Below are 17663 nucleotides of genomic sequence, written 5' to 3' on the forward strand. Positions count from 1 at the left end.
GGATAGCGTAGCTATCCCGCCTGCGCGGGAATGACGTGCTAGGGGTGAAGGCCACAACAGTATTTGTGGCTACGCACGGTAGAGCCGTCGTCCCCGCGAAGGCGGGGACCCAAGTTGAAGCATCAGAAATCGAATAACAACTGATATATACACCTCATCCGGAGGAGACAAAAATGAACGCTCCAACCCTGCAGAGCCACATCGCCGGCCGCTGGCACGGTGTCGAGGCCCACACCCCACTGCACAGCGCCCTCGACGACAAGCTGATCTTCCACACCCACGCGGAAAAGATCGATTTCGACGAAGCCCTGCACTACGCCCGCCGGACCGGTATCCGCAGCCTGATGCAGCTGGACTTCCAGAAGCGCGCCCAACGCCTGAAAGCCCTGGCCCTGTACCTGATGGAGCGCAAGGAAGAACTGTACGAAATCTCGCACCTGACCGGCGCCACCCGTCCCGACAGCTGGGTCGACGTCGAAGGCGGCATCGGCACCCTGTTCGCCTACGCCAGCATGGGTTCGCGCGAGCTACCTTCGTCGAACGTGCTGCACGAAGGCCCGGCCATGGCGCTCGGCAAGCGCGGCGGTTTTGCCGGCACCCACATCCTGGTGCCGCGCGGCGGCGTCGCGGTGCACATCAACGCCTTCAATTTTCCGATCTGGGGCCTGCTCGAAAAATTCGCGCCCACTTTTCTCGCGGCCATGCCCTGCATCGCCAAGCCGGCCACCGCCACCAGCTACCTGACGCACGCCGTCGTCAAGATGATGATGGAATCCGGCCTGGTGCCGGAAGGCGCGCTGCAGCTGGTCATTGGCGGCACCGGCGACCTGCTCGACCGCCTCACCGGCTTCGATGCCGTCACCTTCACCGGCTCGGCCGACACCGCCGTCAAATTGCGCAGCAACGCCAACCTGCTGCGCCAGGGCGTGCCGTTCACGGCCGAGGCGGATTCGCTGAACGCCGCCATCCTGGCGCCGGACATCACGCCCGACGATCCGGAATTCGATTTGTTCGTGAAGGAAGTCGCGCGCGAGATGACCGGCAAGGCTGGCCAGAAGTGCACGGCGATCCGGCGCGTGATCGTGCCCGAGCAGCACGTCGACGCCGTCGGCGAACGCCTGCGCGCGCGCCTGGCCAATATCGTGGTCGGCAATCCGAAGGTCGAGGGCGTGCGCATGGGCGCGCTGGCGTCGAAAGACCAGCACCGCGACGTCAGCGAGCGCGTCGAGATGCTGGCGCATGGCAACGAGGTCCTGTTCAGCGGCCGCGATGGTGCCAAGCCGGTGGGCGAGGGCGCTGCCGACGGCGCCTTCTTCGCGCCGACCCTGATCCTGTGCCGCAACGCCATGGGCAACGATGCCGTGCACGACATCGAAGCCTTCGGCCCGGTCAGCACCATGATGACCTACCGCGACATCGACGAAGCCCTCGACCTCGCGGCGCGCGGCCGCGGCAGCCTGGTGACCACGCTGGTCACGCGCGACCCGGTACTGGCGGCGCATGCGGTACCGATCGCAGCAAGCACGCACGGCCGCGTGCACATCCTGGAGCGCGAGGCGGCGGTCGATTCCACCGGCCACGGCTCGCCACTGCCGCAGCTGAAGCACGGCGGTCCGGGCCGCGCCGGCGGCGGCGAAGAGCTGGGCGGTATCCGTGCCGTCAAGCATTTCCTGCAGCGGGCGGCGGTGCAGGGCTCGCCGACCATGCTCACCGCGGTGACCGGAGAATATGTGCGCGGCGGCGCGGTCAAGGAAACCGAAGTGCATCCGTTCCGCCGCCATTTCGAGGACCTCGAGATCGGCCACTCGCTGCTGACCCACCGGCGCACCGTGAGCGAGGCCGACATCGTGAATTTCGGCGGCGTCTCGGGCGACTATTTCTATATGCATTTCGACGAGATCGCAGCCAAGGACACGCAGTTCGGCAAGCGCATCGCCCATGGCTACTTCGTGCTGTCGGCGGCGGCCGGGCTGTTCGTGTCGCCGGCGCCGGGACCGGTACTGGCCAATTACGGCCTGGACAACCTGCGCTTCGTGGCCCCGGTGGCGATCGGCGACACCATCCGCGCCCGCCTCACCTGCAAGCGCAAGGTAGACCGCAACCGCACGGACGAGCAGGGGCGCGGCCAGGGCGTGGTGGCGTGGGATGTGCAGGTGACCAACCAGAACGAGGAACTGGTGGCCAGCTACGACATCCTGACCCTGGTGCAGAAGCGCGCCTGAGCAAAATCGTTGCGCGCGCTATCCACAAAGGATGAGCGCGCGCAACGCCGGCACCGGAAGCGCAGCTTCGGCGCCCGATCAGGTGCGCACATGCTCACCGGAACAGCGACCTGGCCGCCAGTTGCGCTATCCTAGTCGGGTCGAAACACGTGTCCAATCAACAAGGAGCAGCGTCCCATGTCCAGGCTAGACTTGAGCAGTATTCCCGTGCTGACCGGCACCGATTACCCCGAACCCTTCGCCGAGGCCGTCAACGGACGCAGCCGCCAGGCGCTGGGCGAGGCCGGCGGCCTGAGCCAGTTCGGCGTCAACCTGGTCGAACTGCAGCCGGGCGCCGCGTCGTCGCAGCGCCACTGGCATTCCCACGAAGATGAATTCGTCACGGTGGTGTCGGGCGAACTGACCCTGGTGACGGACGAGGGCGAGACCCTGATGCGCGCCGGCGATTGCGCGGCCTTTCCGGCCGGGAGGCCGAACGGCCATCACCTGATCAACAAGGGCTGGGGCACGGCGCTGTTCCTGGTGGTGGGATCGCGCATTCCCCAGGACCGCGTCACCTATACAGACATCGACCTCATCTGGGACAACGGCGCCGACCAATATACGCACCGCGACGGCTCGCCGTATCCAAAGGCGGCAGCAGCCGCGTCGGGCGCCCCGGCGCAGCCGCTGGCCATCGATCCCGAGATCCTGAAGCCGCGCGTGTACCGCCACGACTGATCACGCTTCCGTATCCGCCTTCGGTCCCGCTGCGGCGAGGCGCCGCCCTGCCGCAGCGGCCCGGAGCCTTCCCACGGCTGCGGGACGGCGGCGCAGGCCGCGTCAGCCCGCGACTTGCAGGCGCAAGCCGCCTTCCGGCAGCGTGACGGCGCGCAGCTGCGCGTAGTCGAGCACCGCCACCACGTCCGTCTCCAGCGGGTGCGCGTGCGTCGTGGTGACCACCACGCTCGCCATCCCGGCCGCCGCTGCCGATTGCAGTCCGGCCAGGGTATCTTCGAACACCAGGCAATCGCCCGCTGCCACGCCGAGCTTGCGCGCGCCGAGCAGGAAGGGATCGGGCGCCGGTTTGCCGCGTTCGACGTCTTCGGCGGCCACCAGCACGTCCGGCGTCGGCAGGCCGGCGGCGGCGATGCGCGCCTCGGCCAGCTTGCGCGGGGCCGAGGTGACGATCGCCCAGCGCTGCGGTGGCAGGCTGGCGAGGAAGTCGGTGGCGCCGCGGATCGCTTCGATGCCGGCCACGTCCTCGATCTCGGCCAGGGTGATGCGCGCCGCTTCCGCCACCGCGTCGACGCCGGGCAGCGCCAGCGCGCGCACGGTTTCCTCGGTGCGCTTGCCGTGGATGGTCGGCAGGAAGGCGGCGACGTCGAGGCCGTGGCTGGCGGCCCAGTCGCCCCAGACGCGCTCGGCGGCCTTGATCGAGGTGAGGATGGTGCCGTCCATGTCGAACAGGAAGGCGGAGAAATGGCGGTCGGGGAGTTGCGTGTGGGTGGTGTGGGGCATGCTGGTCAGTCGAGTTTCCTGGAATTGATCTTGCGGACGTAGCGGTCGTACACGTGCTGGCTGATGAAGCTGCCGAGGCCATGGCCGGCCTGGGCCAGCGCCTGCATTCTGGCGATGTTGGCGGCGCCGGCGCTGTCCTCGGTATACAGGTAGCGCTCGCCGTTCCTGAACTGGACGATGATCTGGCCGGCGTCGATGTCGTAGGCGACGACGCCGGAGTCGCCGCCGGTGTTCTTGTAGCGCTGCATGGAGTGTCCTTTGCGTCCTGGCGCGCCGATTGTAACGGCTCGCCGCGGACGGCGGCGGACGGTAGCGGATGGCGCCCGGGGGCGGATCAGGAGCGGCGCGCGGCGATCCGGTCCGCCGCCTCGACCAGGCGGGCTTTTTCGTCCTGGCGGAAGCGCACGGTTTGCATGCTGTCGCCCAGGGTGTCGGCCATGCCGGCGTCGATCTGGTCCTTGACCCAGCCCTGCAGCGTGGCCGCCGGGATGCCGGCCCAGAACACCTCGGGCACGGTCTTGGCCAGCACGTTCGGGCGGTTGCCCGGGTTGGCCGCGGTCAGCCGGTCGAGCTGGCCGGTGAAGGTGGTCCAGGCCAGCTGCGGATGCTCGCCGGCCAGCGTCAGCACCAGGTTAAGGCGCAGCACGTCGGCTTGCGGCGGAATCTCGGGCGAGAGCGCGATCGCGGCCGCCCGGGCTGCCAGCTGCGGGTCGCGCACGCGCATCAGGATCGGGTAGAAGCGGCGCACCTCGGTCTCGTTCTTGGCCGCGCGCGCGATCGCATGCAGCTGGTCGAAGGTGGCGGCGTCGGCGTGCTGGGCGACGACGGTCAGCACCGCCGCCTGCTCGTCCGGGGCCAGGCTGGCGCGGTCGCGCACGAAGGCGTCGAAGCGGCGGCGCGCGTCGGCCAGCGTGTCCGGGTCGTCCCAGGCGCCCAGGTGGGCCACCAGGTTGCGCTGCAGGCGCTGCAAACCGGCGGTCTGGGCTCCCCCGGCCGCGCCCATGCCCGCCGCGACCGGCTTGACCAGCCCGCGCGCCCAGGCGACGAAGCCGGCGTGGCCGGGCGTGCCGCGTTCGGCGCGTTCGATGGTGTCGAGGGCGCCCAGGATCTGGTTCCAGGCCCGTTCGTTGGGACGGTCGCCCATCGCCTGCGCCAGCGCCAGGTAGCTGTCCAGCGGCCGGCGGCCGCTTTCCACCAGCGCCCACTGGTCGTCCAGCAGGGCGATGCGGTCGCCGTCCGGCAGGGCGGCGAACTGGCGCGTGTTCAGGGCCAGCAGGGCATCGTCGTAGGCGATGCGGAAGAAACCGTCGGCGTCCGCGTTCAGCGACAGCGGCTGGTCGCAGCGGCCGGCGGCGACGCGCTGGCCATCCTTTTCCAGCAGCACCGATTGCGGCGCCGCGCCGCCGACGCGCATGCGCAGCGGCACGGCCCAGCGCGGCTGTGCCGGGGCCTCCCCCTGCAGCAGGAAGCGCGACTGCGTCAGCGTCAGCGTGCGCGCGCCGGCGGCGTCGCATTCGGCGCGGGCGGCGACCAGCGGGAAGCCGGGTTGTTCGATCCAGTCGCGCGCCAGGCCGGCGACGTCGCGGCCGCTGGCCGCGCCCAGCGCATTCCACAGGTCGGTGCTGGTCGCATTCCCGTACTGGCGCGCCTTCATGTAGGCGCGGATACCATCGCGGAAGCGGTCCGGGCCGAGGTAGGCTTCGAGCATGCGCAGCACGGCCTGGCCCTTGTTGTAGATGATCAGCGGATCGGCATTGTTCTGCGGCTCGAGCTCGTTCTCGACCGGGTAGTGCACGGCGCGCGAAGCCAGGCGCGCATCGACCCGCATCGCCGCTTCCTTGCCGGCGTCTTCCGCTTCGCGCACGCGCCACGCCGGGTTGCGCTTGTCGGTTTCCTTGGCGGCGGCCCAGGAGGCGAAGCTTTCGTTGAGCCAGATGTCGTCCCACCAGCCCATCGTCACCAGGTCGCCGAACCACTGGTGCGCCATCTCGTGCGCCGAGATGCTGAAGACCAGCTGGCGGTTGTCGAGGGTCGAGGCGGGCGTGAGCAGCAGGGTCTGGTCGTTATAGGTGATCGCGCCCCAGTTTTCCATCGCCCCCTGGAAGCCGCCCGGCACGGCGATCGCATCGAGCTTGGGCAGCGGGAAGGACACGCCGAAATAATCGTTGTAGTCGAGCAGGATGGTGCGCGCGTCTTCCAGTGCCTGCTTGCCGTTCTGTTCCTGGCCGCGCACGGCCCAGACGTTGATCGCGGTGGCGCCGGCGCGGGTGCCGATGCTGGCCATGTCGCCGCCGGTGAATTCGACCAGGTAGGACGACATCGACGGCGAGCGTTCGAAGGTGGTGGTGGCCAGGTCGCCGTGCACCACGCGGCGCTTGACCGGCATGTTCGAGATCGCGGCCCATGCGGCCGGGACGGTCGCGGTCAGCTCGAAACGGGCGCGGAAGGCCGGCTCGTCCCAGCAGGGGAACATGCGGCGCGCATCGGTGGCTTCGAACTGGGTCGACAGCAGGATGTCGCGGCTGCCGTCCGGTTTCTGGAAGGGCTGCGCGAACAGGCCGCGCGGGCCGCTCTCGATCTTGGCATCGTAGGCCAGGTTCAGCACGTGGCGCCCGGGCCTGGCCTTGGTCGCCAGCGTCACGGTGACGATCTCGCGCTTGGCGTCGATGCTGACCGCCTTCACCGGCTTGCCGTCCAGGCGCACGTTGGCGAACTGCATGCCGATGGCATTGAACTGGATGGTGTCGGTGGCTTCGTCGAAGCGCAGGTCGATCGATCCGGTGCCGCGCAGGGTGCGCTTGGCCACGTCCGGCACGATCGCGATCCGGTAGTCCAGCGGGACCACGTTCTTGGGCAGGTGGCCGGGCGCGGCGGTGAAGGAAAACGGCGCTTGCGGGGCGGCTGGAACGGCAGCGGGCGCGGCAGCGGCATCGAACGCGAGGACGAGCGACGCCCACAGCGCGGCGCGGGCGAATGGAATGCGGGACATGGACGGATCTCCTTGGACTCATCCCAACTTAGGCGCCCGCATGAGGACGTGTCAATTCATTTTTTGCCAAATAACACTGTTTCGTTACGTCAAAGTGAACAGAAGCGAATTTCCAGATTTCGTTTGACACAAGATTTTCCGCGTTACTACATTAAAAAAGACCGCTGCAAACACAACCACAACCACAACCACAACAGCAGGCACCCAAGGAGAGAACATGTCCAGCAACATGAAAGTCTTGCCGCGCGCAATCCGCCACCTGGTGGCGGCCGGCGCGTTTTCCGCCGCCTTCGTGTCGGGCGCGATGGCCCAGCAGCAGCCGGGGCCGACCGCGCCGCAAGCCGACGGCCTGCCGGCGGGTGGCGTCCAGCGCGTCGAGGTCACCGGTTCCTACATCCGCCGCGCCGACGGCGAAACGCCGAGCCCGGTCCAGGTGCTGAATGCCAAGGACCTGCGCAATTCCGGCTACACCTCGGTCGGCGAAGTGCTGCAGAACCTGACCGCGAACGGCGCCGGCACGCTGAGCCAGAACTTCACGGGCGGCTTCGCGGCGGGCGGCAGCGGCATCTCCTTGCGCGGCCTGAACAACAACGCGACCCTGGTGCTGATCGACGGCCACCGCATGGCCTCGTATCCGCTGGCCGACGACGGCTCGCGCTCGTTCGTCGACATCTCCAACATTCCGTTCGAAGCGGTCGAGCGCATCGAGATCCTGAAGGACGGTGCCTCGGCCGTGTACGGTTCGGATGCAATGGCCGGCGTGGTCAACGTGATCCTGCGGAAGAATTTCAACGGCACCACGCTGTCGGCCGAGAAGGGCATCGCCACCGAGGGCGGCGGCAAGACCGAGCACTTCACGGCGACCTTCGGCCGCGGCGACCTCGACGCCGATGGCCACAACGCCTACATCAGCGTCGAATACCGGCACCAGGACCCGATCTACTACACCCAGCGCAAGGGCAAGGGCATCTGGCAGGAGCTGGACATGAGCCGCTTCGGCGGCGCCAACAAGGCGCTCGGCGTGTTCACGCCGCAGAACACGGCGCCGCTGACCCTGTCGCCCTACCTGCTGAACCCGAACGTGCCGCGCGTGGCCGGCGCCGACAACAGCGCCGCCTTCTCGTTCTTCCCGGGGACCGCCTGCGCCAGCTATGCCCAGGTGGCATCGGGCGGTTGCGCCTACGACGATCCGACCAAGCAGATCCAGCCCATGACCGAGAACGTCAACATCCTCGCCAGCTACACCCAGAAGCTGGGCGGCGACTGGCGCGCCGATCTCAAGGCGTCGATGTTCGAGAGCCGCGTCAGGCTCAACCAGGGCATCACGAATTTCCCGTCCTCGTACGGCAGCCAGCTCGAACTGATGTCGGGCGTGGCGCCGCACTACATCCCGAATTCGGCGATCCCGGCGATCCGCATCCCGGCCGGCTACCCGGGCAATCCGTTCGGCGTGCCGGCCATCGTGCGCGGACCGATCCCGGACGCGCCCGAGCACTACATCACCACCGATTCGCGCGCCTACCGCCTGGCGGCCGATTTCACCGGCAGCTGGCACGACTGGGACCTGGCCTTCTCGCTCGGCTACACCCGCAACAACCTGGAACGCAAGAACCACGGCGCCCTGAACACGCCGGCGCTGAACGCGGCCCTGAACCGCGCGGCCAATCCCTACCTGATCTATGGCGCCAACAGCGCCGCCGACCTGGAAACGATCTTCCGCACCCCGCGTTCGTTCGACACCTCGGAACTCGACTTCGCCGAGGCCCGCGCCGGCCGTTCGCTGATGAAGCTGGCCGGCGGCGACCTGCAGGTCAGCGCCGGCCTGAGTGCCTTCCACACCAAGCTGTCGGCGCCGGCCGCGCCGAACGCGGACGGCATCGTCAACGGCGCCTATGCCTTCGGCTCGGAGACGGTCAACTCGGCCTATGCGGAATTCACCGCGCCGGTGCTCAAGAACCTGGAAATCGACGGCGCGGTGCGCTACGACCGCTACAGCCTGGCCGGCAGCTCGACCACGCCCAAGCTGGCCTTCAAGTTCACGCCGAACGAGGTGTTCGCGCTGCGCGGCACGCTGGCCAAGGGCTTCCGCGCGCCGGGGCCGGCGGAAAACGGCAATTCGGCCAGCGCCGGCGGCGTCGGCAGCAATGCCGACCCGGTGCTGTGCGCGGGCGGCTACCGGCCGGACGGCCGCTATCCGGCCGGCACCGTGATCGCATCCTGCAACGAGTCGCTGATCGGCCTGACCACCACCAACCCCGACCTCAAGCCCGAGCACTCGGTATCGGCCACGCTCGGCCTGATCCTGGAACCGGTACGCGGCTGGAGCACGACGGTCGACCTGTACCAGATCCGCGTCAGCGACCAGATCGTCGGCGGCCCGCTGGCCGGCACGCCGGTGCGCATCGCGCCGGTGCCGAGCGACTGCGCCGACGGCAATGGCGGCACCGTGACCTGCACCCCGAGCATCGGCCGCATCGCCTACTACCCGGCGACGCCGATCAACGCCAACAGCACGCGCACCCGCGGCGTCGAATTCGATACCCGCTACCGCTGGAACCTGGGCAGCTACGGCCGCCTGCGCGCCGACTTCCAGTACACGCACGCCTTCAGCTACACGATGACGATCGCCGGCCAGGAATACGAACTGGCCGGTGGCCACGGCCCGGCCGGCATCGGCGCCGACACCGCCAACCCGAAGGACCGTGCGCAGTTCGAGCTCGGCCTGGAGCGCGGCCCGTGGGAAGCGACCACCACGCTGCACTGGGTGAAAGGCTACGACCTGACCGACCCGACCCAGGGCCAGGCCACCTGCGAGGAAGGCGCGGCGATGAACGGTGTGTTCCCGAGCGGGAACGTGCCGCAGAACTTCTGCCGGGTCGGTTCCTTCATGCAGACCGACCTGACGGTGAATTACAAGATGACCGGCCAGTGGACGCTGCACGCCTCGGTGCGCAACATGTTCAACCGCCAGCCGCCGGCCGACGTCAGCACCTACGGCAGCGGCTATCCGTACAACCTGTCGCTGCACTCGGCGGGCGCGGTTGGCCGTTTCGTCAACGTCGGCGCGGTGTACCGCTTCTGACAGTGTAAAAAAAGCCGCCCCCGCACATTACAGCCCAGGGCTGCACTGTGCGGCGGCGGCTGAGCCTTTTATTATCAGGCGCTGTTTGTGCGGCGTCGTTTAGTCGCCGAGCTGGCTTCGCACGCGTGCGATCGCCAGTCTTACCTGGTTCGGCGCGGTGCCGCCGACGTGGTCGCGCGCCGCCACCGACCCTTCCAGCGTCAGCACCGCGAATACGTCCTGCTCGATCAGCGGCGAAAATTCGCGCAGGCGCTCCAGCGCCATCTCGGACAGGTCGCAGCCGGCGTCGTCGCAGGCACGCACCGCATGCGCCACGGCTTCGTGGGCGTCGCGGAAGGGCAGGCCCTTCTTGACCAGGTAGTCGGCCAGGTCGGTCGCGGTGGCGTAGCCCTGCAGGGCGGCGGCACGCATGTTGTCCGCTTTCACGGTGATGCCGGCTGCCATGTCGGTGAAGATGCGCAGCGTATCCAGCACGGTATCGACGGTGTCGAACAGCGGTTCCTTGTCTTCCTGGTTGTCCTTGTTGTAGGCCAGCGGCTGGCCCTTCATCAGGGTCAGCAGGCCCATCAGGTGGCCGTAGACGCGGCCGGTCTTGCCGCGCGCCAATTCCGGCACGTCCGGGTTCTTCTTTTGCGGCATGATCGACGAGCCGGTGCAGAAGCGGTCGGCGATGTCGATGAAGCCGACACGCGGGCTCATCCACGTTACCAGCTCTTCCGACATACGCGAGATGTGCATCATCAAGATCGATGCCGCTGCCGTGAACTCGATCGCGAAATCGCGATCAGACACGGCATCGAGCGAGTTGTGGCTGACGTCTTCGAAGCCGAGCGTCTTGGCCACGCGCAGGCGGTCGATCGGGAAGGTGGTGCCCGCCAGGGCGGCGGCACCCAGCGGCAGGCGGTTCACGCGGCGGCGCGTGTCGGCCATGCGCTCGGCGTCACGGCCGAACATCTCGACATAGGCCAGCAGGTGGTGGCCGAAGGTCACCGGCTGTGCCACCTGCAGGTGCGTAAAGCCCGGCATGATGGTGCCGGCGTGCTGCTCGGCCAGGTCGGTGAGGGCGCCGCGCAGGCCTTTCAGCAGGGCGAGGATGTCGTCGATCGCGGCGCGCATGTACAGGCGGATGTCGGTGGCCACCTGGTCGTTGCGCGAGCGTCCGGTATGCAAACGCTTGCCGGCATCGCCGACCAATTCGGTCAGGCGTTTTTCGATGTTCAGGTGCACGTCCTCGAGGTCGAGCAGCCATTCGAACTGGCCGGCTTCGATCTCGCCCTTGATCTGGGCCATGCCGCGCTCGATCTCGGCCCGGTCCTCGGCGCTGATGATGCCTTGCGTCGCCAGCATCTCGGCGTGGGCGAGCGAGCCCTGGATGTCGAACAGGGCCAGGCGCTTGTCGAAGAAGACCGAGGCGGTGTAGCGCTTGACCAGGTCCGAGACCGGTTCGGAGAAGCGGGCCGACCAGGCTTCCGCTTTTTTGTCGAATTGTGAAGTCATGATGGAGGCGATGAGTGAGGCAATGAAGGGTGTTGACTGGATTGCTCGGATTGGATTTCCTGATTATAAACTGTGCACGCCGGACGGCGGCCAATGGCCACCGCGCTAGCCGCCGCATTGCCGCACATATTGCACGCGCATATTGCCCAATGACTTCGGCACCAAAATGCCGGATGATGTGGTCTCCTAATCTGATTGATAACTTGGAGACGCGAATGAAGGGGACGATTGCGGCGGCAGCCATGGTGGCGATGGGGACGATGGGCGCGGTGACGGGCGCGCAGGCACAGGCGACGGCCACGCCGGCAACCCCGGCAGCAGTGGCGCAGCCGGCCGGTGCAGCGCAGACTCAGCCGCAGACGCAGGCAGCGGTCCAGGCCCGCGCCGCCGACGTCGCCAGCATCGACGCCATCGTCGCGGCCCTGTACGACGTGATCTCGGGCGAGGCCGGCAAGCCGCGCGACTGGAACCGCATGCGCTCGCTGTTCGCGCCGGAAGGGCGGCTGATGGCGGTCGCGCGCCGGCCCGACGGCGAGGTGGTGATGCGCACGATGACGGTCGAAGACTATATCGGACGTAACGCGAAGGCCTTTGCGACGATGGGCTTCTTCGAGCGCGAGGCGGCACGCACCACCGAGACCTTCGGCCAGATCGCGCACGTGTTCAGCACCTACGAATCGCGTCACGCGGCCGGCGATGCCAAGCCTTTCCAGCGCGGCATCAACAGCATCCAGATGGCGTACGACGGCAAGCGCTGGTGGATCGTGAACCTGGTCTGGCGGGCCGAGGACAAGGAGCTGCCGCTGCCGGAGCGCTACCTGCCGAAACCGTGACGGAACACCGGCAGGGGCCGGCAGGCGCGCACGATTGGGCGTTTCGTCCGGCCTTTCGGGGATCGGCGCTAGAATTGGCTTTTTTACCAGAGTTGGTACGTGGCGTTCCATGATTTCAACGACTAACGACTCCAGTTTCCAGGTCAGCACCGACCGCACGCGGCTCGACGTGCCGATGATCTATCGCTTCCTGAGCGAGCATTCGACCTGGGCCATCGGCATTTCGCTCAGCGTGGTCGAGAGCTCGATCGAGAATTCGCTGTGCTTCGGCGGCTACATCGATGGCCGCCAGATCGCGTTCGCGCGCGTCGTGACCGACTACGCCACCATCGCCCATCTGGAAGACGTATTCGTCATCCCGGAATTCCGTGGCCAAGGTTATGCCAAGCAATTGATCCGTATGGTTATCGAGCACCCGAGCCTGCAGGGCTTGCGCCGCTTCACGGTCAATACCACCGATGCGCACAGCCTGTTCGAGCGCTTCGGCTTCTCCCTCCCCAAACGCCCCGACACCATCATGGAGCGCTTCCTGCCCAAGCTGTATTTGTCCTGACTGTTGCTCCGACTTTTGTCCCGCTACCGCAACGCAAGACATATTTGTCGAATGTCGGTCAACACGGCTGCATTGCCCTACAATTACGCTAAGCGCTGATCCTGGTCCGGACCACTCCCGGCCGGGATCGCCGCCCCGATCCATCGGTCTGCGCTCTTTGTTGGGAAGGAATCTCATGTTCCGCTCTGCCGTTCGCCATGTCGTCCGTGTGTTGTCCGTCCTTTCCGTCGTCCTCGCCGTTCCCCTGTGCGCCGCCGCCCAGCCGGCCGGCGCCGCACCCGTCCGGGCAGCCGAGGCGCCACCGCCCAAGGGGTCCCTCGTCATCATCGGCGGCAACCTGCGGCCGACCAACGGCGCGGTGTGGGAGCGCATCGTCCAGCAGGCCGGCGGCAAGGGGGCACGCATTGCCGTGTTCGCCTCCGCATCCGGCTATCCCGAGCGTTCGGGCCGCAGCCTGGTCGAGGTCTTCAACCGCTACGGCGCGCGCGCCTTCTTCGTGCCGGTGGCGGTCAAGCTGGCCGGCAGCGATTACCAGGCCGCGGCCGACGATCCCGAACTGGCGCAGGCGGTGCGCAACGCCAACGGCGTGTTCTTCGCCGGCGGCGACCAGAGCCGCATCACGCGCGCGCTGTTGCATGCGGACGGCAGCCGCACCCGCGTGCTCGATGCCGTGTGGGACCTTTACCGCAACGGCGGCGTGGTCGCCGGGTCCAGCGCCGGCGCCGCCATCATGAGCAGTACCATGTTCGGCCGCCCGCGCGCAGTGCTGGCCACGCTCAAGCTGGGCGTGGCGGAAGGGCAGGAGCTCGCCGACGGGCTCGGCTTCATCGGCAAGGACGTATTCGTCGACCAGCACCTGCTGGTGCGCGGCCGCTTCGCGCGCATGCTGCCAGCCATGCTGGCCAAGGGCTACAAACTCGGCCTCGGCATCGACGAGGACAGCGCCATGGTGGTGCTGCCCAACCGCGACGTCGAAGTGATCGGCTACAAGGGCGCGCTGGTGCTCGACCTGGCCGACGCCACCGTGCACGAGGGCGCCTTCAACGTCAGCAACGTGCGCGTCAGCTACCTCGACAACGGCGACCGCTTCAACATCGACACCCACGCCTTCACGCCGTCCGAAGACAAGGCCGACGGCAAGCTCGATGCGTCGCGCCCCTACTACCGCGAGCCGCTGTTCAGCGCCGACATCCTCGGCAACAGCACGGTGGTCGACCTGATGAGCAAGCTGATCGACAGCGACCAGCCGGAAGCCATCGGCATCACCCTCGGCAGCCCGAGCGGCGTGCAGCCCGACCTCGGCTTCGAATTCCGCTTCACGCGCGCCGGCGATAGCGTCGGCTACCAGTCGGCTTCGACCGAGGCCTATTCGATCTACAACCTGCGCCTGGACATCCGACCGATCCTGATCCGGCGCCCGCTGTATCAATATAAGTAGTCAGGCTGTCAGCGGCAGCCGCTGAAGTGCTGTGTGAGCAGCCGGTACTGGACGTCGACCATCGGCGGATTGGGATCGTGCCCGGCGCGCGGCACCAGCACGTAGTCCTTGCGCGGCGCCCGGATGAAATCGAAGTAGCGCTTGCTCGGCGCGGGCATGGTCAACAGGTCTTCCTGGCCCTGCACCATGTAGATCGGCATCGCGAAGGCCGGACCCAGTTGATAAAGGTCGATCTTCGAGGCAATACCGTCGCCCTTCAGACCGACGAACTGCAGCCAGGAGTAATCCTCGCCGGCCGTGTAGTCGGCGTCGTACTCGGGCGTCGCGTAAGCAGGCGCATTGACGGTCCAGGCTTTGGGCACGGGTTCGGTGCGCAGCCGTTCGTACTTGCGGATCACGCGGCGGAAGATGCCGGGCGCGCGCGGGTCGGTCCAGGGCAGGGGGCCGAGGGCCGTGATTTTGGCGATCGAGTCCTGGTCGCCGGCGGCGCGCGCCAGCGCCAGGGTGGCGTCCAGGCTGTCCTGCGCCGGCAGCGGGCCGACCACCTGCGAACTGGTGAGGAAGCCGCAGAACAGCCCGGGTCCGGCCTTGGCCATGTGCACGCCGAGCACCGAACTCCATGAGCCGCCCATCAGGATCAGCTGGCGCTTGCCGAAGCGCCGCGCCGCATAACGCGCCACCTCGAGGCCGTCGTCGCGCAACTGCTCGACTCGCAGCGGCACGTCGTCCCCCAGCGGATTGCGGCGCCAGGTCATGCCGGCGCCGCGCTGGTCCCACTGGACGAGGGTGAAATCCTTTTCCCAGGCCTGATAGACGGCATCGGCCCACGGCGTGGTTGGATTGCCCGGCCCGCCATGGACCATCAAGACGATCGGGTTGCTGCAGCTGCTGCCCTTGATTCTGACCCATTGCTCGATGCCGCCGATGGTGACGTAGCCGGTCTCGTCGACCGCCTTGCCGGGCGTGCGGCAGACCGTGTCCGGCAGGCGGGCGGCGCCGGCAGCCGGCACCTGGGCCAGAGCCGGGACCCGGGCCAGCACGAGAGAAGAAGCCAGAACGAGAGGAAAGGACATGCGCGGCATACGGGCTTTCGTCATGGAAGATTGCCCCATGCTAAGGTTGCCCAAAAGTTAGGTCAATGCAAACCGGGTAAGGTCGACAGGTGCCGCTACGCGATGGTGGGATTACAATGCCGGCATCCTCAGCCGCCAGAAAGACCCTGCCCATGTCGCTCCGATCGACCGTCTCCGCCGCGCTCCTGGCGCTGTGCGTCAGCCCCGGCGCCCAAGCCGCCCAGGCCTCCCAGCAGCCCGCCACCGTCCGCCTCGACTACATCCACAGCGGCAATGCGCTGGACGAGCACTACGCCGTCGAGCGCGTGCTGATCGAGCCGCTGTCCTGGCCGGGCGACCTGTCGCAGCGTTTCGACGACACCAACCGCGGCAACAACCGGGTCGAGGTGGCGGACGCGAAGACCGGCGACCTGCTGTATTCGCGCGACTTTTCGACGGTCTTCGGCGAGTGGAAGACCACCGAGGAAGCGAACAAGGTCAGCCGTGGCTTCCACGAATCGGTACGCTTTCCCAAGTTCGACAAGCCGGTGCGCGTGCGCATCCTGAAGCGCGACGAGCGCAACGGGTTCTCGGTGGCCTGGAGTGTCGAGGTCGACACCGATGGCCAGGACGTCGTGCGCAAGCAGGCGCCCGCGCCGGCACAGCCGATCCCGATCGTGGTCAACGGCCCGTCGCCGCAAAAGGTCGATCTGCTGATCCTGGGCGACGGCTACACGCAGGCCGACATGAAGAAGTTCGAAGCGGATGCGCGCCGCCTGTCGGCCCATCTGTTCGCGGTGTCGCCGTTCAAGGAGCGCGCCCGCGATTTCAACGTCTGGGCGATGGCGGTGCCGACGGGCGAATCGGGGATCTCACGGCCGTCGACCGGCGTGCACCACGCGTCCGCGCTCGGCACGCGCTACGACATCTTCGGCAGCGAGCGCTACGTGCTGACGCTGGATAACCGGGCGCTGCGCGACATCGCGCAATACGCGCCCTACGAATTCATCGAGATCCTGGTCAACAACGACACCTATGGCGGTGGCGGCATCTTCGGCCAGTTCAGCACGGCCGCGGCCAGCAACGAGTGGGCCGAGTACCTGTTCGTGCACGAGTTCGGCCATCACTTCGCCGGCCTGGCCGACGAGTACTACACCTCGCCGGTGGCTTACCAGTCGAGCGGGGCGCGGATGGAGCCGTGGGAGCCGAACGTGACCGCGCTGCGCGATCCGGCCCGGCTGAAGTGGAAGCAGCACGTCCAGGCCGGCACGCCGCTGCCGACGCCCTGGCCCAAGGCCGACTACGAGAGCGCCTCGCGCGCCTACCAGAAACGCCGCGCCGCGCTGCGCGCCGCCAACCGCCCCGAGTCCGAGATGAGCGCGCTGTTCCGGGAAGACCTGGCGCGCACGCGCGCACTGTTTGCGCCGGCGCGCTACCGCACCGCAATCGGCGCCTTCGAAGGCGCCAACTACGAGGCCAGCGGCTTCTACCGCCCAGCCATGCAATGCATCATGTTCGACCGCAGCGAGCAGTTCTGTCCGGTCTGCCGCGACGGCATCAGCGAGATCATCGACCTGTACGCACGCCCGGCAAAATAACTGGCCTGCAGGCAACACAGTGCAGGGGTGCGCTGCCGAACAGATAGGTGGCGCGCCGCCTTCTATCCTAGTTTCATAATCAGATCAAGAGTATTCCGGCTACAAACCGGCCGGGATACAGCCATCTCCTCCATATGAAACGGGATTTATCATGCATAAAATCGTCGCTACCCTGATCGCCGGCCTGCTGGCCGCTTCCGCCCAAGCCCAGACCCAAACCCAGCCGCAGGCCAAGCCGCAGCACGAATCGCAGCGCCAGAGCAGCGCCAACACGGCGCCGATCGGCCAGGCTGTGAGCGGCAACAACTCGACCGCCTCGGGCGTGTCGGGCACCGGCCTGCGCACCGACGGCACCGCCAACACCGGTTCCGCGCACGCCGCCACCGGCTTGCAGGCGGCCGGCGTCAACGCTGCCGGCAAGGTTACCGGCAAGAGCACGTCGGTGGTCGGCGTCGCCCCGGGCAAGTCGGACAACGTGAATGCCCAGGCCACCAACACCACCGCACCGAACAGCACTGCAGCCGACGCCCCGGCCACCGGCGGCCGCGGCGAGGCTGGCACCAAGGCCGAAAAGGAAGTGCGCAAGTCGAACACGACCAAGGTCAAGGAGCCGGTCGGTTCGCGCATGAAGACCGAGACGTCGGCCAAAGCGGGTCTCGAGAAGCGCGCCGAGGCCAAGGAAAAATCGGACCGTAAGTCGGCCGACCGTGCTGCCGGCGGCACTGGCGAAAACCGCTAAGACGGCCGCAGTCGCACGCTGAAAACTTTTGTCACAACTTTAACATTTTTCCAAAGTGCAGCGTGCGCTGGCGAACAGAAGCTGAGACGCCGCCAGCCTATTCTGGATACACAGCAAGACGAAAACAACAAGGCGCTCAAGCTGCCCCAACATAGACAAC

Annotated in this window: 13 protein-coding genes; 8 read left to right on the top strand and 5 right to left on the bottom strand. The window is 67.3% G+C overall.

All coding sequences use genetic code 11. The features are described 5' to 3' along the window. The first annotated feature begins 173 nt into the window (after window positions 1-173). Both paaZ and U1H99_RS01760 read left to right on the top strand, forming a co-directional pair. Window positions 174-2222 carry a phenylacetic acid degradation bifunctional protein PaaZ gene (paaZ, locus tag U1H99_RS01755; RefSeq protein WP_323140058.1) on the top strand — a complete coding sequence of 683 codons (2049 nt, stop codon included), beginning with the start codon at window positions 174-176 and terminating at the stop codon, window positions 2220-2222. 177 nt (window positions 2223-2399) lie between these two features. Further along, window positions 2400-2942, top strand: coding sequence for a cupin domain-containing protein (locus U1H99_RS01760; RefSeq protein ID WP_323140059.1), 543 nt, complete (start codon window positions 2400-2402; stop codon window positions 2940-2942). A gap of 102 nt (window positions 2943-3044) precedes the next feature. Here U1H99_RS01760 and U1H99_RS01765 read toward each other — a convergent pair whose 3' ends face one another. The 3 genes from U1H99_RS01765 to U1H99_RS01775 form a co-directional block, all read right to left on the bottom strand. Beyond that, window positions 3045-3722 (bottom strand): HAD-IA family hydrolase, encoded by a 678-nt coding sequence (locus U1H99_RS01765; protein ID WP_323140060.1) that lies wholly within the window; start codon window positions 3720-3722, stop codon window positions 3045-3047. 5 nt (window positions 3723-3727) lie between these two features. Next, window positions 3728-3970: a hypothetical protein gene (locus U1H99_RS01770; protein ID WP_323140061.1), complete on the bottom strand. Its 243-nt coding sequence runs from the start codon at window positions 3968-3970 to the stop codon at window positions 3728-3730. Window positions 3971-4056: 86 nt separating this feature from the next. Then, on the bottom strand, window positions 4057-6711 hold the full coding sequence (locus U1H99_RS01775) for a M1 family metallopeptidase (RefSeq protein ID WP_323140062.1): 2655 nt from the start codon (window positions 6709-6711) through the stop codon (window positions 4057-4059). A gap of 217 nt (window positions 6712-6928) precedes the next feature. Here U1H99_RS01775 and U1H99_RS01780 point away from each other — a divergent pair, with 217 nt between their 5' ends. Continuing rightward, complete coding sequence (locus tag U1H99_RS01780; protein WP_323140063.1) at window positions 6929-9793, top strand: TonB-dependent receptor plug domain-containing protein; 2865 nt, start codon at window positions 6929-6931, stop codon at window positions 9791-9793. 99 nt (window positions 9794-9892) lie between these two features. Here U1H99_RS01780 and argH read toward each other — a convergent pair whose 3' ends face one another. After that, window positions 9893-11290, bottom strand: a complete 1398-nt coding sequence (argH, locus tag U1H99_RS01785) for an argininosuccinate lyase (RefSeq protein ID WP_323140064.1) — start codon at window positions 11288-11290, stop codon at window positions 9893-9895. A gap of 215 nt (window positions 11291-11505) precedes the next feature. Between argH and U1H99_RS01790 the strand changes: the two genes are divergently transcribed. The 3 genes from U1H99_RS01790 to U1H99_RS01800 all read left to right on the top strand — a co-directional run bounded on the left by U1H99_RS01790 (window position 11506) and on the right by U1H99_RS01800 (window position 14114). Next, the gene (locus U1H99_RS01790) at window positions 11506-12123 is read left to right on the top strand and encodes a hypothetical protein (RefSeq protein ID WP_323140065.1); all 618 of its coding nucleotides are present in this window, start codon (window positions 11506-11508) and stop codon (window positions 12121-12123) included. Window positions 12124-12232: 109 nt separating this feature from the next. Further along, window positions 12233-12676 carry a GNAT family N-acetyltransferase gene (locus U1H99_RS01795; RefSeq protein WP_323140066.1) on the top strand — a complete coding sequence of 148 codons (444 nt, stop codon included), beginning with the start codon at window positions 12233-12235 and terminating at the stop codon, window positions 12674-12676. A gap of 175 nt (window positions 12677-12851) precedes the next feature. Next, on the top strand, window positions 12852-14114 hold the full coding sequence (locus U1H99_RS01800; RefSeq protein WP_323140067.1) for a cyanophycinase: 1263 nt from the start codon (window positions 12852-12854) through the stop codon (window positions 14112-14114). A gap of 8 nt (window positions 14115-14122) precedes the next feature. Here the strand turns inward: U1H99_RS01800 and U1H99_RS01805 are convergent, their stop codons facing one another. Then, entirely contained in the window at window positions 14123-15211 is a 1089-nt protein-coding gene (locus tag U1H99_RS01805; protein ID WP_323140068.1) for an alpha/beta hydrolase, read from the bottom strand. Between the two features lie 128 nt (window positions 15212-15339). Between U1H99_RS01805 and U1H99_RS01810 the strand changes: the two genes are divergently transcribed. Further along, window positions 15340-16764, top strand: a complete 1425-nt coding sequence (locus U1H99_RS01810) for an IgA Peptidase M64 (protein WP_323140069.1) — start codon at window positions 15340-15342, stop codon at window positions 16762-16764. 151 nt (window positions 16765-16915) lie between these two features. Beyond that, window positions 16916-17503: a hypothetical protein gene (locus U1H99_RS01815; protein WP_323140070.1), complete on the top strand. Its 588-nt coding sequence runs from the start codon at window positions 16916-16918 to the stop codon at window positions 17501-17503. Window positions 17504-17663 lie beyond the last annotated feature (160 nt).

The sequence above is a fragment of the Massilia phyllosphaerae genome (assembly GCF_034659755.1).
Lineage (GTDB): Bacteria > Pseudomonadota > Gammaproteobacteria > Burkholderiales > Burkholderiaceae_D > Telluria > Telluria phyllosphaerae.